Source organism: Pseudooceanicola sp. (assembly GCF_041987405.1).
Classification (GTDB): Bacteria; Pseudomonadota; Alphaproteobacteria; order Rhodobacterales; family Rhodobacteraceae; genus Pseudooceanicola.
In genome coordinates this window covers 173,755-193,112 of record NZ_JBHIWR010000002.1, presented here as the reverse complement: position 1 = coordinate 193,112, position 19,358 = coordinate 173,755, and the positions used below count along the sequence as shown (strand labels likewise).

Genomic DNA, 19,358 nt, shown 5'->3' with positions numbered 1-19,358 from the left:
CCTGTCAGACGGTCAGCTGATCGGCCAGCTTGTCCAGCATCGACAGGCACTGCGCCAACTGGTCCAGCGCGACGAATTCGTCGGGCTTGTGCGCCTGGGCGATGGAGCCGGGGCCGCAGATGACCGCCGACATGCCCAGTTGCTGGAACAACCCGGCCTCGGTGCCGAAGGAGACAAGCTCCGTCCCGTTGGCGCCGGTCAGCTGTGCGACCAGATCGCGGACGGCGTTGTCCTCCATCGGGTCCAGCCCGGCGACCTCGCCTATCACCTCGGTCACGATCTCGGCCTCCGGATCGACGCGGCGCATGGCGGGCAGAAGCGTGTTGCGGACGTAGTCGTCGATCTCTGCGCGGACAAAGGCCTGGTCGCTGTCCTGCACCGGGCGCATTTCCCAGTCGACCTCGGCCAGGCCGGGGATGACGTTATGGACGTGTCCACCGCTGAGCCGCCCGATATTGATCGTGGTCCAGGGCGGCTCGAACTTCGAGTCCGGCGGGGCGAGGTTGTGCAGCTGTTCACGCAGGTCCAACAGTCGCGCAACATAGCGCGCGGCATATTCCACCGCATTTACGCCCATTTCCGGGCGGCTGCCGTGCCCCTCCAGCCCGGTGAAGCGGGTGGTGTATTCGCAGCAGCCCTTGTGCCCCTCAATGATCCGCATCTCCGTTGGTTCGCCGATGATGGCGAGTGCGGGGCGGGTTTCACTGTCGCGCAGAATCCCTTGCAGATTGCGCGCGCCGAGGCAGCCGACCTCCTCGTCATGGGTGAAGGCAAAGGTCACCGGGTGGCGCAGGTCCCGTGCCGCAAAACGGGGGGCCATGGCCACGGCGGCGGCGATGAAGCCTTTCATGTCGCAGGTGCCGCGACCGAAGAGCAGACCGTCAGTCTCGCGCATCTGAAAGGGGTCGGAGGTCCAGTCCTGATCCTCGACCGGGACGACGTCTGTGTGACCGGACAGCATGATCCCGCCCGGTTCTTCCGGCCCGATCCGGGCCAGGAGGTTGGCCTTGGTGCCCGTGGTATCCTTCTGGATCTCAATCTCCGCGCCCAGATCGCCAAGGCGGTTGGCGAGCAGGTGGATCATCTCCATGTTGCTGTCAGCGGACACAGTCGGCAGCGCGATCAGCTCGCCCAGCAGGTCGGTAGTGGTCTTCAGATCGGTCATGTCTATCCAAAATCTCGCGCGGGCGGTCAGGGGAACAGGTCGCGGCGTCCTTTGCTGTCCCGTCCGGTTTGCCAGGTTTGCCTGTCGTGGGACTGTCCAGAAGCGAACATCAATGGCCTGCAGCGTCAAGCCTTGCAACCCGGGTTGACGGGTCGGGGGCGCGCGCTGTTGGGTGGGGTCTGATGACTCGGCAGGGGGTGGCATGGACCAGGTGACGATCGAAGACGTGCAGGCCGCGGCGGCGGTGTTGCGCGGGCGGGCGGATGCCACGCCGCTGGTCCCCTCGGTCTGGGCGGGGGCGGATCTGTGGCTGAAGCTGGAGATCTGCCAGCCGATCGGCGCCTTCAAACTGCGCGGTGCGCTCAATGCGGTGGCCGGGATCGACGGGCCGGGGGTGGTCTGCTGTTCCACCGGCAATCACGGGCGCGGCGTGGCCTGGGCCGCGCGGGATCTGGGCAAGCGTGCGGTGGTCTGCATGTCGTCGCTGGTGCCGGAGGCCAAGGTGGCGGGCATCCGTGCCCTCGGGGCCGACGTTCGTATTGTCGGACGGTCGCAGGACGATGCCCTGGCGGAGGCGCAGCGGCTTGTCGAGGCCGAGGGGCTGGTGGAGATCTCGCCCTTTGACGACGCGCGGGTGATCGCCGGGCAGGGCACAATCGGGGCGGAACTGGTGACGGAGAAGCCCGATCTGGACGCGATCCTTGTGCCGCTGTCGGGCGGCGGGCTGGCGGCGGGCGTGGCCCTGGCGGTGAAGGCGCTACACCCGTCTGTCCGGGTGATCGGCGTCAGCATGGACCGTGGCGCCGCGATGGCGGAGAGCCTGCGCGCCGGGCGGCCGGTGGAGGTGGAAGAGCTGCCCAGCCTGGCGGATAGCCTGGGCGGCGGCATCGGCATGGCGAACCGGCTGAGCTTTCCGATGTGCCGTGATCTGCTGGACGATGTAGTGCAGGTGACCGAGGCGGAGGTTTATCGCGCCATGCAGGTGCATTACTGGGAGGACCGGCTGGTGACCGAGGGGGCCTCCTGCGTAGGGCTGGCGGCGCTGATGACGGGCAAGGTCCGGGTCGACGGGCCGGTGGCCACGATCCTGACCGGGCGCAACCTGGACATGGCGCAGTTCACCCGCGTCGTGTCAGGGCACGATGTGAATCTGGGTGATATGACGGTGGAGGGGGTGGCCTATGGCACATGACGTGAGAGTGGTGACGGAGGCGGAGCTGCGGGGCGTGCTGACGCTGGACCGGGCGCTGACCGATGTGATCGAGAAAGCCTTTGCGACGCTGGCGGGCGAGGGGGTGGTGATGCCGCCCGTCCTGTCGATGGCGCTGGAGGCGGCGCATGGCGAGGTCGATGTGAAGACCGCCTATCTGCCGGGGTTCGACGGGTTCGCGATCAAGGTCTCGCCCGGGTTCTTCGACAATCCCAAGATCGGATTGCCGTCGCTGAACGGGCTGATGATCCTGTTTTCGGCCAAGACCGGGCTGGTGCAGTCGCTGTTCCTCGACAACGGCTATCTGACCGATCTGCGCACCGCTGCGGCGGGCGGCGTCGCGGCGCGGCATCTGGCCCCGGCGCAGGTGGACACCGCGGCGGTTCTTGGCACCGGCGTTCAGGCCCGGCTGCAGATGGAGGCCGCCCATCAGGAGCGTCCGTTCCGGCGGCTGCTGGTCTGGGGACGCGATCCCGCGAAGGCCGCGAGATATGCGGAGGATATGGGCGCGCGGCTTGGTATTCCGGTCGAGCCGGTCGCGGAAATCGGGGCGGCAGTGGCGCAGAGCCAGCTGGTCGTCACCACGACGCCGTCGCGGAGCCCGCTGATCACCCGGGACATGTTGCACCCCGGGCTGCACATCACCGCCATGGGATCGGATCAGGAGGGCAAGACAGAGATCGCGCCGGAGGTTCTCGCCGCGGTCGATCTCTACATCGCGGACCGACGAGCGCAATGCGAAGTGATGGGGGAACTGGCCCCAGCCATCGCTGCCGGCGCGATTCCCGGGCGTAGCGTCGAACTGGGCGATGTGATTGCCGGTGCCGCGCAGGGACGGGGGGCGGACAGCGATGTCACGCTCTGCGATCTGACCGGCACGGGGGCGCAGGATACCGCAATTGCCTCGCACGTCGCCGGGCTGCTGGATCAGACCGCGGTCGGGTCGGTGATCCGGGCCTGAATACGGTAGAACGTGGTCGTTGCGCCGGTTTGACCTATTTTTACTGGAAAGGGTGATATCCTTGGTTTTGTTTCGCCTTTCCGCCTGACCGACTCGGAGCTTCGCGGAATCACGCGAAAATCCGCTTACGTCGGGGAAGCTGATCCGCGGTCACGCGTCTGGCCGCCGCTCGGACCCTGTAGATGTCGCAAAACATGCGGAAATAAGTCGCAAAAAGTCAAAAAAGCGGCGTCTTCCGGTTGCAAGGGGGGGGTCGCAGGGTCTTTACTGATCTCAGAACAGCGGCAAAAGCCGCGGCACGACAACGGGGAGCCAGTTTTGGCTGAGACAACAAACAGCGACGCGTTCGTTGAGTTCGAACGCGTCCAGAAAAGCTATGATGGCGAGATTCTTGTCGTCAAAGACTTGAACCTGACCCTTCCGAAGGGCGAATTCCTGACCATGCTCGGGCCGTCAGGCTCCGGCAAGACGACCTGCCTGATGATGCTTGCCGGGTTCGAGACTGCGACCCACGGCGAGATCAAGCTGGACGGCAAGCCGATCAACAATATCCCGCCGCACAAGCGCGGGATCGGCATGGTGTTCCAGAACTACGCCCTCTTCCCGCATATGACGGTGGCTGAAAATCTGGCCTTCCCGCTGGAAGTCCGGCGGATCGGCAAGGCGGACCGCGAGGCCAAGGTCAAACGCGCGCTGGACATGGTCCAGATGGGTGAATTTGGCGGGCGTCGTCCGGCACAGCTTTCGGGGGGTCAGCAGCAGCGGATCGCCCTGGCCCGTGCGCTGGTGTTCGAGCCGGAGCTGGTTCTGATGGACGAACCGCTCGGCGCGCTGGACAAGCAGCTGCGCGAACACATGCAGTTCGAGATCACCCGCATCGCGCATGACCTGGGCATCACCACGGTCTATGTGACGCACGATCAGACCGAGGCGCTGACCATGTCGGACCGGGTCGCCGTCTTCAACGACGGGCGCATCCAGCAACTTGCCCCGCCGGATCAGCTTTATGAAAGCCCGCAGAACAGCTTCGTGGCGCAGTTCATCGGCGAGAACAACACGCTTGATGGCGTGGTGCAGGAGATCAAGGGCGACCATTGCACGGTGAAGCTGGACGACGGTTCCATCATTGATGCCAAGCCAGTGAACGTGGAGAAGCCAGGCGACCGGACATTGATTTCGATCCGGCCCGAGCGGGTGGAGACCAACCGCGACCGCCTGAGCCCGGATGCGCATACGCTGAAGGCTGAAGTACTTGAATTCATTTACATGGGCGACATTTTCAGGACACGTCTGCGTGTCGCGGGCCGGGATGACTTTGTCATCAAGACCCGGAACGCCCCCGATCAGCGCCGGATGACACCCGGCGAACAGATCGAGATCGGCTGGTTGGCCGAGGATTGCCGGGCGCTCGACGCCTGACGACGACATTCGGTGCGCCACGCGCGCCGATCTCAGTAGCCTGCGCGTCCGACCCGTGGCGCGGGGCTGAACAAACCCGAAAACGGGAAAACTAGGGAGACCAGTATGAAACTGACCAAAACCCTCCTGGCATCGACGGCCCTGACCGTTGCCGCTGGCGCGGTCGCTGCGCAGGACATGGCCAACGACATGACCCTCGTGTCCTGGGGCGGTGCCTACCAGGCGTCGCAGCAGAAAGCCTATGTCGAGCCTTACCAGGAAGCCAATCCGGACGTGAACGTCGTGTGGGACGAATCCTCGGCCGAGGCCGTGGCGAAGCTGCGCGCGATGAACGAAGCCGGCAACATCACCTGGGACCTCGTCGACGTTGTCGCGTCGGACGCCATTCGTCTTTGCGACGAAGGTCTGGCAATGGAGTACGATCCGGACGAGCTTCTGGCCGAAGGCGATGACGGCACTGCCGCATCCGACGACTTTGGCGATCTGATCGTCTCCGACTGCTTCATCCCGCAGATCGTGTATTCCACGACCTTCGGCTACCGCACCGACATGGTCGGTGACACGCCGCCGACCTCGGTCTGCGCCGTGTTCGACACCGAAGCCTATCCGGGCAAGCGTGCGCTGGAGAAGCGTCCGATCAACAACATGGAATGGGCCCTGCTGTGTGACGGTGTGGCCAAGGACGAAGTTTATGACGTTCTGGCAACCCCGGAAGGTCAGGATCAGGCTCTGGCCAAGCTCGACACCATCAAGGATGACGTGATCTGGTGGTCTGCCGGTGCCGACACGCCGCAGCTGCTGGCCGATGGCGAAATCGTCATGGGCTCCACCTACAACGGGCGTCTGTTCTCGGTCATCGAGGAGCAGGATCAGCCGGTTGCCATGCTGTGGGACGCGCAGGTGTTCGACCTGGACGGCTGGATCATTCCCGCCGGTCTGAGCGATGAGCGTCTGGCCCGCGTGAAGGATTTCGTGAAGTTCGCGACCGACACGCAGCGTCTGGCGGATCAGGCGAAATACATCTCCTACGGTCCGGCACGTGCATCCTCCGCACCGCTGGTCGGCCAGCATGCCGAGCTGGGGATCGAGATGGCGCCGCATATGCCGACCGATCCGAACAACGCGCAGAACACGTTCCTCTACAACTACGAGTTCTGGGCTGACTATCGCGACGACATCGACGCGAAGTTCCAGTCCTGGCTGGCGCAGTAAGCTGACCGGGATGGGTGGGACGCACCCATCCCGCGTCCAAGACACCGGGGTGGACGGGAAATCGTCCACCTCCTCCCCCGGGCAATCGGGGCAAATGTAGGATGGGTGGTGTCCACCCATGACTGCAAAACACAACGGGGACGACCATATGCCGAAAGGCTATATTATCGGCCATATCACGGTGAAAAACCCTGAGGCCTACAAGGAATACGTGGAGCGGGATACGCCGATCCTGGAAGGCTACGGCGGACGGTTCATCGTTCGTGGCGGCGCCTCGGAAGCGCCCGAAGGTCCGATGAAGGACCGCCACGTCGTGATTGAATTCCCCAGCTTTGATGACGCCAAACGCGCCTATCATTCCCCCGAATATCAGGAGGTGGTGGCCATCCGCCATGCCACCGCCGACAGTGACATTATCCTCGTGGAGGGCGTCTGATGACCGACAGCACGACTGAAAACTCCGGGCCGATGCTGGCGGCCGACGGCACCCCACTCAAGAAATCCCTGGCGCGGGCGCTGCGGCAGCAGAAACTGCGGGCGCTGGCCCTGATCGCGCCGCTGCTAATCTTTGTCCTCGTGACCTTCGTCGTGCCGATCGGCGACATGTTGCTGCGGTCGATCAAGAACGACATCGTGGCCGATACGCTTCCCTCCACAGTGGAGGCGCTGGCCGACTGGGATTACGAGGCGGAGGAACTGCCGGGCGAAAACGTCTGGGTGGCCTTCTACGTCGACATGTGGTTCGCGTCCGAGCGCAAGGAACATACCCGCCTCGGTTCACGGCTGAACTATGAAAAGACCGGGGTTTCCTCGCTATTCCGCAAGACGGGGCGTCGGGTGGACCGGTTTGACACGGATGTCTACACCGACCAGTTCGTTGCGCTGGACCCTGAATGGGAAGCGCCGCAGACCTGGGCCGCGATGATGGGCGGGGATGCCGCCGAGGCGCTGCCCGTCACAGCCAACGCCTGGGAAAGGTGGGTCGACTTCAACGAAGAAGAAGGCGATGCAGTCCTCGAAGAGGACGTGCCGGATTTCCTCTACACGACACTTTACTATGAACTGACCAATGGGGCGGAGGTCTCTGGCGAGAGGTTGACCGCGGCGCAGGCGGCGGTTGGCGACTTCGAGACGGTTTCGCTGCAGGCGCAGTTCGAGGATGCGGACGAGGACTGGCTCGACCCCGAGGTCTGGAAGACCATTCAGCTCTATTCGCCGCGCATCACCCCGGGCTATTTCGCCAACGCCGCGGATATGCAGGTGACACCGGATGGCATCGAATCCCGCCCGGAGAACCAGCAGATCTACGGCGTGCTTTTCAAGCGGACGCTCTTCATGTCGCTGGTCATCACCGGGTCCTGCATCCTGCTGGGCTATCCGGTGGCCTGGCTGCTGTCGAACCTGCCGATGCGCAGTGCGAACATGCTGATGATCCTGGTTCTGCTGCCCTTCTGGACCTCGCTTCTGGTGCGGACCTCGGCCTGGAAGGTGATGCTGCAGCAACAGGGGGTGATCAACGATACACTGGTCTGGTTGGGGCTGGTCGCGGATGACGCGCGATTGACCATGATCAACAACCAGTTCGGTACGATCGTAGCGATGACGCATATCCTGCTGCCCTTCATGATCCTGCCGATGTACTCGGTGATGTCGACGATCCCGCCGACCTATCTGCGCGCGGCCAAATCGCTAGGAGCGACGAACTGGACGGCCTTCTGGCGGGTCTATTTCCCGCAGTCGGTGCCGGGGATCGGTGCGGGAAGTATCCTCGTCTTTATCCTTGCCATCGGCTACTACATCACGCCGGAAATCGTGGGCGGCAACACGGGGACATTCATCTCCAACCGGATCGCCTATCACATCTCGTCGTCGCTCAACTGGGGTCTGGCAGCCGCACTTGGCACCATCCTCCTGGTGGTCGTCCTGGTGCTCTACTGGGCCTATGACAAGATCGTCGGCATCGACAACGTGAAGCTGGGGTAATCGACATGGCTGAAGAACTCGTCATCAAAACCGGTCGACCCGACCTCATGACATTCACCCTCCCGATGGTCGGGGGCATGGGGCTGCTTCTTGGGTTCCTGACCGGGAACGTGGTCGGCTCGCCCTGGCTCGGGTTGCTCCTTGGCGTCGTGATCGGGGTTGCCCTGGGCTATGTGCTCAACACCATGGTGCCGAAGCGGAGCATGGGACGTTGGGCGGTGATCCTCGCCTTTGCCGTGATCGGGTTGCTGTCCGGCGGACTGGGCGGGGCGCTTGGCGGTGCGATCATCGGGTCGATCATCTCCTGGTTCGCCTACTGGATCGGGCGGGGGACCTATCGCGACGATGTGCCGATCTATTCGACGCCGGGTCAGACCCTGTGGTGGAATGCGTTCCTCTTCATCTGCGGGGCGATCTTCATCTTCCTAATTACGCCGATCCTGGTGGTGCTGCCGCTGTCGTTCAACGCGGAGGACTTCTTTACCTTCACACCGGAAATGCTGCGGCTGGATCCGGAGGGGTATTCGCTGAAGCATTACCGCGACTTCTTCCAGACCTCCGACTGGCAGCTGGCGCTGAAGAACTCCCTCGTCATTGCGCCGATCGCGACGATCATCTCTGTCTCGCTCGGCACACTGGCGGCCATCGGCCTGAGCCAGAGCCATGTGCCCGGGCGACGCGCCATCATGGCGATCCTGATTTCGCCGATGATCGTGCCGCTGATCATCTCGGCCACGGGCATGTTCTTCTTCTACTCCACCCTCGGGAACTTCCTCGAAGAATCCATCGGCATGTCGAAAAGCATCGTCGGCTACATAAAGGTGATCCTGGCACATGCGGTGTTGGGCATCCCCTTCGTCATCATCACGGTGACGGCGACGCTGGTCGGATTTGACCGGTCGCTGACCCGCGCGGCGGCGAACATGGGGGCGGATCCGGTGACGACCTTCTTCCGGGTGCAGATGCCGCTGATCCTGCCGGGCGTGATCTCGGGCGGGCTATTTGCCTTCATCACCTCGTTCGACGAGGTGGTCGTGGTGCTCTTCGTCGGTTCGGCCGCGCAGAAGACGCTTCCCTGGCAGATGTTCATCGGCCTGCGGGAGCAGATTTCGCCGACAATCCTCGCCGTCGCGACGATCCTCGTATGTATCTCCATCGCGCTGCTGGCGACGCTTGAGATCCTGCGACGGCGGTCGGAGCGGTTGCGGGGGATGTCGCCGGGCTGAGGCCCGGGCGGGGGCGCTGCCCCCGCACCCCCGGAGTATTTCCGGCAAGATGAAGAAAAAGGCCGCATCCCCGGAATGCGGCTTTTTCTATGGATGACGCGTTGATTATTCCCGCACCAGCTTCTCGTAGCTCTCCACCATGTCCTTCGCCAGGGCGCCGACCTCGAAGGTGAAGTCGCCGATCTGACCGACCGGGGTGACCTCCGCCGCGGTGCCGGTGAGCCAGCACTGTTCGAAGCCTTCCATCTCCTCGGGCATGATGTGGCGTTCGTGGACCTTGATCTGCTTGTCCTTGAGCATGCCGATCACGGTCTGACGGGTCAGGCCGTTGAGGAAGCAGTCGGGCAGGGGCGTGTGGACCTCTCCGTCCTTGACGAAGAAGATGTTGGCGCCGGTCGCCTCGGCCACGTAGCCGCGGTAATCCATGAAGAGCGCGTCGGAGCAGCCTTTGTTCTCGGCCTCGTGCTTGGACATGGTGCAGATCATGTAGAGACCGGCGGCCTTGGCGTGCACGGGGATCGTCTCGGGCGAGGGGCGCTTCCACTTGGCGATGTCGAGTTTGGCGCCCTTCATCTTGGCGTCGCCGTAGTAGTTGCCCCACTCCCAGCCCGCGATGGCCAGGCGGACGGGGTTGCGGCGGGCGCTGACACCCATGTCTTCGCCGACACCGCGCCAGGCGACCGCGCGGACATAGGCGTCGGTCCAGCCGTTGGCCTCCAGCATGGCGTATTTCGCGGCTTCGATTTCCTCGACCGTGTAGGGGATTTCGAAGTCCAGCCACTGGGCGGATGTCTTCAGGCGCTCGGAATGTTCCACGCCCTTGAAGATCTTGCCGTTGTAGCAGCGCTCGCCCTCGAAAACAGAAGAGGCGTAGTGCAGGCCATGGGTCAGCAGATGGACATTGGCAGAGCGCCAGTCGACCAGTTTGCCGTCCATCCAGATTTTGCCGTCGCGATCGTCGTAGGCGCCGTCCATCTCATTCACCTTTCCATTTATTGCGCAATAAAGGTCCGTATCGGATATTTTGTTGCGCCGAAATCAGAGAATCGCTAACAGTTGGACCTTGGAATGTCAACAAGGCTGACTTAATGTGAGGCAAAGACCATCCAGACGATCGGGGGGAGAATGAGCGAGAACCACACGGGTGAGAGCCTGCTTTTCCTGACAGATGAACAGCTTCGGCAAGGGATCGAGGCGGTGTTCTTTGCCTATCGAGGGTTTACGGCCGCGCCGGACCAGATCCTGGAGGGGATCTCCTATGGCCGGGCGCATCACCGGGCGCTGCACTTCATCGGGCGGTCGCCGGGGATGAATGTGAACCGGCTGCTGGCCATCCTGGGGGTGACGAAGCAATCGCTGAACCGCGTGTTGCGGACGCTGATTGCAGACGGATTGGTGGAAAGCAGGATCGGCAAGGCCGACAAGCGCGAGCGGCACCTCTACCTGACGGAGGAGGGCGCGGCGCTGGAGTCGCGGCTGTCGGAGGCGCAGCGGGCCCAGATGCGCGCGGCCTATCGCAAGGCGGGACCGGAAGCGGTGGCCGGGTTCCGGCAGGTCCTGGAAGCGATGATGGACCCGGAGTTGCGGCGGCTATATACCGCGCTGAGGGAGGGGTGAGTTTGTCTGACCCGATGCCGCATCTGCTGATTGTCGACGACGACGAACGGATACGCGAGCTGCTGGCGCGCTATCTGAAGAAGAGCGGTTTCCTTGTCTCCGCCGCCCGCGATGCGGGCCATGCCCGGCGGCTTCTGGCAGGGCTAGAGTTCGACCTGATCGTGCTGGACGTGATGATGCCGGGCGAGGATGGCCTGGCGCTGACGCAGGCCCTGCGCAAGGTGATGACGACGCCGATCCTGCTGCTGACCGCGCGGGACGAGACCAGCGACCGCATCGCAGGTCTGGAGGCGGGGGCGGATGACTACCTGGCCAAGCCGTTTGAACCCAAGGAGCTGCTGCTGCGGATCAATGCGATCCTGCGGCGGATGCCCGACCCGCCGCAGATGCAGGCCGCGCCCAAGGTGCTGACCATGGGCGAGGTGCGCTATGACATGGACAGCGGCGAGTTGTCGGACAAGGGCGACCCGATCCGTCTCACCGGGACCGAGGTGCAGCTGATGCGGATCTTCTCCGCCCACCCCGGGGAGCCGCTGTCGCGGACCCGGCTGGTGGAGGAGTTGGGTCGCGGCGCGGGCAAGGACGGCCAGGCGCAGGAACGGGCCGTGGACGTGCAGATCACCCGGCTTCGCCGAAAGATCGAGGCTGATCCGAAACAGCCCCGTTACCTGCAGACGGTGCGGGGCGAAGGCTACATGCTGGTGCATGACTGAGGGGGAAAAATGACAACCGCGCTGATTACCCATGACGCCTGCCATGGCCATGTGACACCGGACGGCCACCCCGAACAGGTGGCCCGCCTGCCGGAGGTCCTACGCGCGCTGGAGGGCAAGGACCTGCTGCGGGAAGAGGCGCCGATGGCCGAGGACGCGCATATCCTGCGGTGCCATCCGCAGGCGCATATGGATGCGATCCATGCCGCCGCGCCGGAGACAGGGGTCGTCCAGCTGGACGCGGATACATGGATGTCACCGGGGTCGCTGGACGCGGCCTATCGCGCGGCTGGCGGGGCGGTGCGGGCCGTAGAGATGGTGATGGCGGGGGATGCGGGCAATGCCTTTGTCGCGACGCGGCCGCCGGGGCATCACGCGGAAAAGACGTCGCCTATGGGTTTCTGCCTGTTCGGCAATGTCGCCATCGCCGCGAAACACGCGCTGGAGGCGCATGGCCTGACCCGCGTCGCCATCGTGGATTTCGACGTGCATCACGGCAATGGCACCCAGGACCTGCTGTGGGACGAGGGCCGCGCGCTCTTTGTCTCGACGCATCAGATGCCGCTCTACCCCGGGACGGGGGCGCAGGGCGAGCGCGGTGCGCATGGGCAGATCACCAATATCCCGCTCTCGGCGGGCACCGACGGGGGCCTTTATCGCAAGATCCTGGCCAACCGCATCATTCCGCTGGTCGAGGCCTTTGAGCCGGAGATGCTGTTCCTGTCCGCTGGCTTCGATGCGCACAAGGATGATCCGCTGGCCTCGATCGAGCTGTCGACCGAAGATTTCGGCTGGATCACCAGCGAGTTGGCGGCATTGGCCGGGCGGGTGTGCGAGGGGCGGGTCGTCTCCTGCCTTGAAGGGGGATACAACCTTCCGGCGCTTGGGGCCTCGGCCGCGGCGCATGTCGACGCGCTGATCGCCGCGGCGCGTTGAACCCCGCGCGGGTTGCCCCTATGGTGCGCGCGACCCGAGCCAGAGGAGCCGCCCGATGAGTGAGCCGAGACCCGTCGAAGAGATGACCTTTGAGGAGGCCATGCGCGAGTTGGAGCAGGTGGTCGGCCAGCTTGAACGGGGCGATGTGCCGCTGGAAGAGTCGATCAAGCTCTATGAGCGTGGCGCGGTGCTGAAAAAGCGTTGCGAGGATCGGCTCAAGGCAGCCGAAGAGAAGGTCGAGGCGATCACGGCGGATGCCGAGGGCAACGTTTCGGGGACGCAGCCAGCAACAGGGCTCTGACATGTTCGAACGGCGAATCGCCGAGGTGGCCGCCGCCGTGACGGCACGGCTGGACGCCGCCATGGCCCCGATGCAGGGCGAGATCGGCGCCGCGATGCGCCACGCCTGTTCCGGTGGAAAACGGCTGCGCGCCTTTCTGGTGAGCGAGAGCGCGGCGCTGCACGGGGTCGACCCGGCCCCGGCGCTGGATGCCGCCGCTGCGATCGAGGCGATGCATGCCTATTCGCTGGTGCATGATGATCTGCCCTGCATGGATGACGACGACCTGCGCCGCGGGCTGCCGACCGTGCATGTGAAATGGGACGAGGCGACGGCGGTGCTGGTCGGCGATGCGTTGCAGGCGCTGTCCTTTGACCTGCTGACCCATATGCCGCTGGCCGCGGATCGGGTTGTGACGCTGACCGCCGGTCTGGCGCGGGCATCTGGCGGGCAGGGCATGGTGCAGGGGCAGGCGCTGGATATTGCCGCCGAAACCGCACCGGTGCCGCTGGATCTGGCGCAGATCACCGAATTGCAGGCCAAGAAGACCGGGGCGCTGATCGAGTGGTCCGCCCAGGCCGGGCCGGTGATGGCGGGCGCGGATGCGGGGCCCATGGGCGCATATGCCCGGGCGCTTGGTCTTGCCTTTCAGATCGCCGACGACATCTTGGATGTAGAGGGCGACGAAGCCGAGACCGGCAAACGCCTGCGCAAGGATGGCGAGGCGGGCAAGGCGACCTTCGTGTCGCTGCTTGGTCTCGACGGCGCGAAATCGGAGGCGGCGCGCCTGGTCGAGACGGCCTGTGACGCGCTGTCGGCCTATGGAAATGACGCCGACTGCTTGCGAGAGGCGGCGCGCTTCGTTATTTCGCGCGAAAGCTAAAGTGCCCGGGAGGGCTGGATGAGCCAAAGACCCGAGACCCCGCTGCTTGATACGGTCCATTCGCCTGCGGATCTGAAACGCTTTTCGGATGCCGAATTGCGGCAAGTCGCGCATGAACTCCGGACGGAGACGATTTCGGCTGTGTCCGAAACCGGAGGCCACCTTGGCGCGGGTCTGGGCGTGATCGAGTTGACCGTGGCGCTGCATGCGCTGTGGGATGCGCCGCGCGACCGGATCATTTGGGACGTGTCGCACCAAAGCTATCCGCACAAGATCCTTACCGGACGGCGCGACCGCATCCGCACCATCCGTCAGAAGGGCGGGCTGTCGGGCTTCACCAAGCGGTCGGAAAGCCCGTATGACCCGTTCGGCGCGGCACATAGCTCCACCTCCATCTCCGCCGCCCTGGGCTTTGCCGTGGCGCGCGATCTGGGCGGCGCCCCGGATCATGGGCTGGGCGATGCGATTGCCGTGATCGGCGATGGCGCGATGAGCGGTGGCATGGCCTATGAGGCGATGAACAACGCCGGGCACCTACGGAAGCGCCTGATCGTCATCCTGAACGACAACGAGATGTCGATTGCTCCGCCGGTCGGGGCCATGTCTTCCTACCTGTCGCGGCTCTATGCCGGAGAACCCTTCCAGGAGTTCAAGGCCGCCGCCAAGGGCGCGGTCAGCCTGCTGCCACCGCCCTTCCAGGAGGGTGCGAAGCGGGCCAAGGAAATGCTCAAGGGCATGACCATTGGCGGGACGCTGTTCGAAGAGCTGGGCTTTTCCTACGTCGGGCCTGTCGACGGGCATGACCTGAGCCAGCTTCTGCCGCTGCTGCGTACGGTGAAGGCGCGGGCGCAGGGGCCGGTGCTGCTGCATATCACGACGAAGAAGGGCAAGGGCTATGCCCCCGCCGAAAAGGCGCGGGATGGTGGCCATGCCACGGCCAAGTTCGATGTCGTCTCCGGCGAGCAGAAGAAAGCCCCGTCCAACGCGCCCTCTTATACCTCCGTCTTCGGCAAGGAGTTGGTGCGGCTGGCCGAGGCGGATTCCAAGGTTGTCGCGGTGACCGCCGCCATGCCGGACGGCACGGGCCTTAACCTGATGGCGGAACGCTACCCCTCGCGGTGCTTCGACGTGGGGATTGCCGAACAGCATGGGGTCACCTTCTCTGCCGCGCTGGCGGCCGGGGGGATGAAACCCTTTTGCGCGATCTATTCGACCTTCCTGCAGCGCGGCTATGACCAGGTGGTGCATGATGTGGCGATCCAGCGCCTGCCGGTGCGGTTCGCGATTGACCGCGCCGGGCTGGTTGGCGCCGACGGCGCGACCCATGCGGGCAGCTATGACATCGGCTATATGTCCAACCTGCCCGGCATGGTCGTGATGGCCGCTGCGGATGAGGCAGAGCTGAAGCATATGGTTGCCACGGCGCATGCCTATGACGAGGGGCCGATTGCCTTCCGCTACCCCCGTGGCGAAGGCGTCGGGGTGGAACTGCCGGAAAAGGGCGTGCCACTGGAAATCGGCAAGGGCCGCATGATCCAGGAGGGCGCGCGGGTCGCGATCCTGTCCTTCGGCACGCGTCTGGCCGAGGTCATGAAGGCCGCAGAGGCGCTGGAGGCGCGGGGCGTTCGCCCGACCGTCGCGGATGCCCGGTTTGCCAAGCCGCTGGACCGCGAGTTGATCCTCGACCTGGCCGCGCGTCACGAGGCGCTCATTACCATCGAGGAAGGCGCGGTTGGGGGCTTCGGGTCCCATGTCGCGCAGCTGTTGGCAGACGAAGGCGTGTTCGACCGTGGGCTGAAGTACCGCTCCATGGTGCTGCCGGATGTCTTTATCGACCAGGCCAGTCCCGAGGACATGTATGCGGTGGCGCGGATGAATGCCCCGGATATCGAAGCCAAGGTCCTTGAGGTTCTGGGCGTTGCGCAGGTTGCTCAGCGCAAGGCCTGAGGGCGTCATACGGTCTTGATATGCCTTGGGGACGGGTCAGCGTCCCTTTTCCCTATCCGCCCGTCCCGGACGAGATGAGCCAGATCACCAATGAAGCGCTGAGCGCGACCTGCGTATACCCGAGCAGGGTGAACAAGCCGTCCCTCGCCAGCAGCCCGACCGAGAAAAGCGAGATCGCCAACGCAAAGATCGACGTCACCATCGGCAGAACCTCGAGGAAGGGGATGACGATACAAATGGCCACGATCATCAGCAAGGTGACCAGATTTGCAGGCCTGGATACCAGAAAGGTCAGGCGTGTGTGGGTCCTACGGTCGATCCATCCGGTCGGGCGGCGCAGCCAATCAACGGCGGTCTTGAGGCGAGATGACTTGATTTTCCGGCGTTTCAGGAATTTCGGAAACCAAACATGACGTCGCCCCAGAAGCTTTTGCAGCGTTACGAGCAGCATGAAGATTGCGCCGATCGTCGGCAGGCCGAATATCCCCGACAGTGGCGAGATGAGGATCAGCGCAGGGACGAGGATCATGGGCGCAAAACTACGATCCCCGATCTCTTCCAGAATGTCGCTGACGGTGACCGTGTCCTGCGATGCGGCCTCCTCCAGCGCGTTCAGGATGTCTGACAGGCTGCGGGGAGGCGCACCTTCGGAGGGCTGGGTCTGACTCATGACGGCTGTGCTCATACCGGGTTAACGCGTTATGGGGGCCGGGTTCACGACCCGGTGTGGTTTTCCTGTTCCCGGGCGAGCAGATCCGCCAACCCGTCGCGATAGGTAGGGTATTTCAACTTCACGCCAAGTTCCTCCTTGATGCGATTGTTCCGCACCCGCTTGCTTTCGGCGTAGAAGCTGCGCGCCATCGGGGTCATCTCGGCCGTGGCGAAGTCTTCGGCCGGGGGGAGAGGGAGGTTCAACAGTTCGGCGGCATGGGTCAGCACGTCCTGCGGCGGGGCCGGATCATCGTCGCAGAGGTTGTAGACGGCCCCCGGGTCTGGCCGCGCGATGGAGGCGGCGAGGATCCGGGCAATGTCATCAACATGGATGCGGGAAAAGACCTGGCCGGGCTTGATGATGCGGCGGGCGGTGCCTGCGCGGACCTTGGCAAAGGGGCCGCGCCCGGGCCCGTAGATGCCCGCCAGACGAAAGATATGCAGCGGCAGGCCGGGGATGGCCTGCCACTCTGCCTCTGCCGCGACGCGCCATTTGCCGCGCCGGGTGGAGGGGGTGAGCGGGGTGCTTTCGTCGACCCAGCCCCCGTCGTGGTTGCCATAGACACCGGTGGTGGAGAGATAGCCGGCCCATTTCAGACGGGGGGCGATTTGCGTGATCTCTGCCCGCAGGTGACGCAGCATCGGGTCACCCTCCGCATCCGGACCGGCGGAGATCAGCAGGTGCGTCGCCTGAGACAGCGCGTCGGAAAGGGCATCGGTTATGTCGCCGGGGAAGAGATGCGGGGTGATGCCCTCCCGCGCCAGATCTGCGGCCTTTTCTTCTGACCTGGTGGTCCCATGGATGACCCAGCCCTGCGGGATCAGCAGGCGGGCGAGCGCGCGGGCGGAGTAGCCGTGGCCAAGCGATAGAAGCGTTCCGGACATGCGGGCACAGTTGGCCAGAGCGGCCCGGCGGTCAAGCGGAGAAGAGCCGGTCCAGCGCGTGCTCCAGTGCCTCCGGGTTTTCCATACGCAGGCGTACGGGAAGGGTCAGGACCTTCTGCCGGAAGGCGGGGGGCAGGCGGGTTGCGTCCTTCTCCGTGGTGACCAGCTGTGCGCCGAGGCGCGTGGCGTCTGTTTCCAGCCGGGCCATCAGCGCGGGGGTCAGCGGTTGGTGGTCGGTCAGCGGTTCGGCATGCAGCAAATCGGCGCCCAGCCCGCGCAGCGTGGCAAAGAATTTCTCCGGATGGCCGATGCCGGCGAAAGCCAGAAACGGCGTCGCTGTCCAGTCCATCCCGGTTTCCAGGGGCAGGAGTTCGCCCCTGATGTGGGGCAAGGGTAAAGTGGGGTTGGCGTCTCTAAAGCTCTGTTGTACTGCGGTATTTCCGATGGACAGCAGCAGATCGGCGCGTGCCAGCCCGGTGTCGACCGGTTCGCGCAGCGGCCCCGCGGGCAGGCAGAGCCGATTGCCGAATCCCTTGGCCGCATCAACGGTGACAATCGACAGATCCTTGGACAGTGCGGGGTTCTGAAACCCGTCGTCCAGCAGGATGGCCTGCGCCCCCTGGGCGACGGCGGCGCGGGCCCCGGCCAAGCGATCCCGGGCGATCCAGGTTGGCCCGAAGGCCGAAAGGAGCAGGGGCTCATCCCCAACATCCGCTGCCGTATGGTTGCGCTCGTCGACCCGCAGCGGGCCGGGCAGACGCCCCCCGTAGCCGCGCGAGACGACATGCGCCTCGACCCCGCGCGCGCCGAGGCGCTGGATCAGGTCGATGACGGTCGGGGTCTTGCCGGTCCCCCCGGCATTGAGGTTGCCGACGCAGATCACCGGCACGCCGACGCCTTGCGAAGGAATGTTGGCAAGTCGGCGCGCGGTCGCGGCCGCATAGAGGCGCCCGAGGGGGGAGAGGAGCCGCGCGCGCAGGCCGGGGCTGGTCGCCGGGCGATACCAGAAGTCAGGGGCCTGCATGTGTCTTGGCCCTCCGATCCAGAATTTCCTCAAGCCGTTCGAGTACCATGTCCGTCACCTCCGCCCCTTCGGTCGCGACCTCCCAGGCGGCCTGGGCCATGATCGCGGCCTGATCCGGCGCGTTGAGGCGCAGCACGGCGGCGGAGAGGGTCGAGGCATCGCGCACGATCCGCGCCGCGCCCGCGCGGGCAAATCGGGAATAGGCCTGAAGGTGACGGCTGACGTTCGGACCGTAAAGGATGGCGGAGCCAAGGGCCGCCGGTTCGAACGGATCGCGCCCGCCGTGGCCGGAAGTGAGGGACGAGCCCATGAAAGTGACGGGCGAGAGCCGATACCACAGGCCCATTTCGCCATAGGTATCCGCAACGAGAACCTGCGTCGTTTCTTCGGGATAGCCGCCATCGGACCAGCGGATGAAGCGCATGCCCTGTTCGCGCAGCGAAGCGGCCATGTCGTCGCCATCCTCCGGCCTGCGCGGTACAAGGATCAGCATCAGACGGTGCGCGGCGCGGATCGCCTGGCGGTGCGCCTCGATCACGGTCGGGAATTCGTCCGGTTCAACCATCGCCGCCAGCCAGAGCGGCCGGGTGGCGAGGGTTTCGGCCATGTCCGTGCGGGTTTCCTCGTTGCACGGCAGGGCGGCCCCGCCCTCCTGCAGGCGGCCGGTGACCTCGATCTGTGCCGGGTCCGCCCCGATCCGGGCGAGGCGACGCCCAGTGTTGGCAGAGTTGACGCAGATGGTTTCAAAGGTCGTGATCGCCGCGCGCTCGGTCCGGCGGTGCCAGGGCAGGCGGGGTTCGGCAAAGGCCTCCTCTACGGCGTCGACCAGAATCATGGGGACCTGGGCCTGTCGGGCGGCCGCCAGCAGCGCGGGGCGCAGATGGCCGGTGTGCCAGATCCCGACATCGGGGCGCCAGTGGGCCAGAAACTCATGGCTCTCTGCCGGGGTGTCACGGGGAATGACCAGCGGGATGACGTGACCCGGCAGGTGATCGGGCGTGTCCCTCGGATCGACGTGGGTCAGCAGCATATGCAGACCGGGGCGTTGTGCTTCCGCACGGTAGGCAATCTGGACAAGGGCCGGAATACGATCGGGATCGGCGGCATGCGCCCAGATCAGCTGACCCTGCGGGCGGGGCGGAAAGACCCCGGTGTCAGACCCGGCCTTGCGCGCCATGGCAGGCAT

Annotated in this window: 19 protein-coding genes; 13 read left to right on the top strand and 6 right to left on the bottom strand. The window is 64.8% G+C overall.

Features of this window, described 5'->3' with window-relative positions:
• Nucleotides 1-4: 4 nt before the first annotated feature.
• Nucleotides 5-1,165 (bottom strand): acetylornithine deacetylase, encoded by a 1,161-nt coding sequence (argE, locus tag ACFC2Y_RS05690; RefSeq protein ID WP_375174217.1) that lies wholly within the window; start codon nucleotides 1,163-1,165, stop codon nucleotides 5-7.
• 202 nt (nucleotides 1,166-1,367) lie between these two features.
• Here argE and eutB point away from each other — a divergent pair, with 202 nt between their 5' ends.
• The 7 genes from eutB to ACFC2Y_RS05655 all read left to right on the top strand — a co-directional run bounded on the left by eutB (nucleotide 1,368) and on the right by ACFC2Y_RS05655 (nucleotide 9,176).
• Nucleotides 1,368-2,357, top strand: coding sequence for a hydroxyectoine utilization dehydratase EutB (gene eutB / locus ACFC2Y_RS05685; protein WP_375174218.1), 990 nt, complete (start codon nucleotides 1,368-1,370; stop codon nucleotides 2,355-2,357).
• Complete coding sequence (locus ACFC2Y_RS05680) at nucleotides 2,347-3,336, top strand: cyclodeaminase (protein ID WP_375174219.1); 990 nt, start codon at nucleotides 2,347-2,349, stop codon at nucleotides 3,334-3,336. The genes eutB and ACFC2Y_RS05680 overlap by 11 nt, the downstream gene beginning before the upstream one ends.
• Before the next feature lie 318 nt (nucleotides 3,337-3,654).
• On the top strand, nucleotides 3,655-4,755 hold the full coding sequence (locus ACFC2Y_RS05675) for an ABC transporter ATP-binding protein (protein WP_375174220.1): 1,101 nt from the start codon (nucleotides 3,655-3,657) through the stop codon (nucleotides 4,753-4,755).
• 105 nt (nucleotides 4,756-4,860) lie between these two features.
• The gene (locus tag ACFC2Y_RS05670; RefSeq protein ID WP_375174221.1) at nucleotides 4,861-5,967 is read left to right on the top strand and encodes an extracellular solute-binding protein; all 1,107 of its coding nucleotides are present in this window, start codon (nucleotides 4,861-4,863) and stop codon (nucleotides 5,965-5,967) included.
• Nucleotides 5,968-6,115: 148 nt separating this feature from the next.
• Complete coding sequence (locus ACFC2Y_RS05665) at nucleotides 6,116-6,403, top strand: DUF1330 domain-containing protein (RefSeq protein WP_375174426.1); 288 nt, start codon at nucleotides 6,116-6,118, stop codon at nucleotides 6,401-6,403.
• Nucleotides 6,403-7,950, top strand: a complete 1,548-nt coding sequence (locus ACFC2Y_RS05660; protein WP_375174222.1) for an ABC transporter permease — start codon at nucleotides 6,403-6,405, stop codon at nucleotides 7,948-7,950. The genes ACFC2Y_RS05665 and ACFC2Y_RS05660 overlap by 1 nt, the downstream gene beginning before the upstream one ends.
• A gap of 5 nt (nucleotides 7,951-7,955) precedes the next feature.
• A complete protein-coding gene (locus ACFC2Y_RS05655) occupies nucleotides 7,956-9,176 on the top strand; it encodes an ABC transporter permease (RefSeq protein WP_375186415.1) in 1,221 nt (406 codons plus the stop codon).
• Between the two features lie 105 nt (nucleotides 9,177-9,281).
• On the opposite strand, the gene ACFC2Y_RS05650 is transcribed toward ACFC2Y_RS05655, so the two are convergent.
• Nucleotides 9,282-10,151, bottom strand: a complete 870-nt coding sequence (locus ACFC2Y_RS05650) for a branched-chain amino acid aminotransferase (RefSeq protein ID WP_375174224.1) — start codon at nucleotides 10,149-10,151, stop codon at nucleotides 9,282-9,284.
• 150 nt (nucleotides 10,152-10,301) lie between these two features.
• Here ACFC2Y_RS05650 and ACFC2Y_RS05645 point away from each other — a divergent pair, with 150 nt between their 5' ends.
• The 6 genes from ACFC2Y_RS05645 to dxs are packed head-to-tail and all read left to right on the top strand — an operon-like array spanning nucleotide 10,302 to nucleotide 15,552.
• Nucleotides 10,302-10,793 carry a MarR family winged helix-turn-helix transcriptional regulator gene (locus ACFC2Y_RS05645; protein WP_375174225.1) on the top strand — a complete coding sequence of 164 codons (492 nt, stop codon included), beginning with the start codon at nucleotides 10,302-10,304 and terminating at the stop codon, nucleotides 10,791-10,793.
• 2 nt (nucleotides 10,794-10,795) lie between these two features.
• Nucleotides 10,796-11,506 carry a response regulator gene (locus ACFC2Y_RS05640; RefSeq protein WP_375174226.1) on the top strand — a complete coding sequence of 237 codons (711 nt, stop codon included), beginning with the start codon at nucleotides 10,796-10,798 and terminating at the stop codon, nucleotides 11,504-11,506.
• A gap of 9 nt (nucleotides 11,507-11,515) precedes the next feature.
• Nucleotides 11,516-12,442: a histone deacetylase family protein gene (locus ACFC2Y_RS05635; protein ID WP_375174227.1), complete on the top strand. Its 927-nt coding sequence runs from the start codon at nucleotides 11,516-11,518 to the stop codon at nucleotides 12,440-12,442.
• A gap of 55 nt (nucleotides 12,443-12,497) precedes the next feature.
• On the top strand, nucleotides 12,498-12,743 hold the full coding sequence (locus tag ACFC2Y_RS05630) for an exodeoxyribonuclease VII small subunit (RefSeq protein ID WP_375174228.1): 246 nt from the start codon (nucleotides 12,498-12,500) through the stop codon (nucleotides 12,741-12,743).
• A 1-nt stretch (nucleotide 12,744) separates the two neighbouring features.
• A complete protein-coding gene (locus ACFC2Y_RS05625; RefSeq protein WP_375174229.1) occupies nucleotides 12,745-13,605 on the top strand; it encodes a polyprenyl synthetase family protein in 861 nt (286 codons plus the stop codon).
• Nucleotides 13,606-13,623: 18 nt separating this feature from the next.
• A complete protein-coding gene (gene dxs, locus ACFC2Y_RS05620; RefSeq protein ID WP_375174230.1) occupies nucleotides 13,624-15,552 on the top strand; it encodes a 1-deoxy-D-xylulose-5-phosphate synthase in 1,929 nt (642 codons plus the stop codon).
• Between the two features lie 52 nt (nucleotides 15,553-15,604).
• Here dxs and ACFC2Y_RS05615 read toward each other — a convergent pair whose 3' ends face one another.
• Genes ACFC2Y_RS05615 through ACFC2Y_RS05600 form a run of 4 tightly spaced genes read right to left on the bottom strand, consistent with a single transcriptional unit; the run spans nucleotide 15,605 to nucleotide 19,358 of the window.
• The gene (locus tag ACFC2Y_RS05615; RefSeq protein WP_375186126.1) at nucleotides 15,605-16,222 is read right to left on the bottom strand and encodes an exopolysaccharide biosynthesis protein; all 618 of its coding nucleotides are present in this window, start codon (nucleotides 16,220-16,222) and stop codon (nucleotides 15,605-15,607) included.
• Between the two features lie 44 nt (nucleotides 16,223-16,266).
• Complete coding sequence (locus ACFC2Y_RS05610) at nucleotides 16,267-17,148, bottom strand: SDR family oxidoreductase (RefSeq protein ID WP_375174232.1); 882 nt, start codon at nucleotides 17,146-17,148, stop codon at nucleotides 16,267-16,269.
• Nucleotides 17,149-17,179: 31 nt separating this feature from the next.
• On the bottom strand, nucleotides 17,180-18,172 hold the full coding sequence (gene lpxK / locus ACFC2Y_RS05605) for a tetraacyldisaccharide 4'-kinase (protein WP_375174233.1): 993 nt from the start codon (nucleotides 18,170-18,172) through the stop codon (nucleotides 17,180-17,182).
• Nucleotides 18,159-19,358: a 3-deoxy-D-manno-octulosonic acid transferase gene (locus ACFC2Y_RS05600; RefSeq protein ID WP_375174234.1), complete on the bottom strand. Its 1,200-nt coding sequence runs from the start codon at nucleotides 19,356-19,358 to the stop codon at nucleotides 18,159-18,161. The genes lpxK and ACFC2Y_RS05600 overlap by 14 nt, the downstream gene beginning before the upstream one ends.

What these genes read in the sequence shown, in the direction of transcription:
- argE (WP_375174217.1), bottom strand. Translation starts at nt 1,165, where the DNA reads ATGACCGATCTGAAGACCACTACCGACCTGCTGGGCGAGCTGATCGCG.
- eutB (WP_375174218.1), top strand. Translation starts at nt 1,368, where the DNA reads ATGGACCAGGTGACGATCGAAGACGTGCAGGCCGCGGCGGCGGTGTTG.
- ACFC2Y_RS05680 (WP_375174219.1), top strand. Translation starts at nt 2,347, where the DNA reads ATGGCACATGACGTGAGAGTGGTGACGGAGGCGGAGCTGCGGGGCGTG.
- ACFC2Y_RS05670 (WP_375174221.1), top strand. Translation starts at nt 4,861, where the DNA reads ATGAAACTGACCAAAACCCTCCTGGCATCGACGGCCCTGACCGTTGCC.
- ACFC2Y_RS05665 (WP_375174426.1), top strand. Translation starts at nt 6,116, where the DNA reads ATGCCGAAAGGCTATATTATCGGCCATATCACGGTGAAAAACCCTGAG.
- ACFC2Y_RS05660 (WP_375174222.1), top strand. Translation starts at nt 6,403, where the DNA reads ATGACCGACAGCACGACTGAAAACTCCGGGCCGATGCTGGCGGCCGAC.
- ACFC2Y_RS05655 (WP_375186415.1), top strand. Translation starts at nt 7,956, where the DNA reads ATGGCTGAAGAACTCGTCATCAAAACCGGTCGACCCGACCTCATGACA.
- ACFC2Y_RS05650 (WP_375174224.1), bottom strand. Translation starts at nt 10,151, where the DNA reads ATGGACGGCGCCTACGACGATCGCGACGGCAAAATCTGGATGGACGGC.
- ACFC2Y_RS05645 (WP_375174225.1), top strand. Translation starts at nt 10,302, where the DNA reads ATGAGCGAGAACCACACGGGTGAGAGCCTGCTTTTCCTGACAGATGAA.
- ACFC2Y_RS05635 (WP_375174227.1), top strand. Translation starts at nt 11,516, where the DNA reads ATGACAACCGCGCTGATTACCCATGACGCCTGCCATGGCCATGTGACA.
- ACFC2Y_RS05630 (WP_375174228.1), top strand. Translation starts at nt 12,498, where the DNA reads ATGAGTGAGCCGAGACCCGTCGAAGAGATGACCTTTGAGGAGGCCATG.
- ACFC2Y_RS05625 (WP_375174229.1), top strand. Translation starts at nt 12,745, where the DNA reads ATGTTCGAACGGCGAATCGCCGAGGTGGCCGCCGCCGTGACGGCACGG.
- dxs (WP_375174230.1), top strand. Translation starts at nt 13,624, where the DNA reads ATGAGCCAAAGACCCGAGACCCCGCTGCTTGATACGGTCCATTCGCCT.
- ACFC2Y_RS05615 (WP_375186126.1), bottom strand. Translation starts at nt 16,222, where the DNA reads ATGAGTCAGACCCAGCCCTCCGAAGGTGCGCCTCCCCGCAGCCTGTCA.
- ACFC2Y_RS05610 (WP_375174232.1), bottom strand. Translation starts at nt 17,148, where the DNA reads ATGTCCGGAACGCTTCTATCGCTTGGCCACGGCTACTCCGCCCGCGCG.
- lpxK (WP_375174233.1), bottom strand. Translation starts at nt 18,172, where the DNA reads ATGCAGGCCCCTGACTTCTGGTATCGCCCGGCGACCAGCCCCGGCCTG.
- ACFC2Y_RS05600 (WP_375174234.1), bottom strand. Translation starts at nt 19,358, where the DNA reads ATGCCTGCCATGGCGCGCAAGGCCGGGTCTGACACCGGGGTCTTTCCG.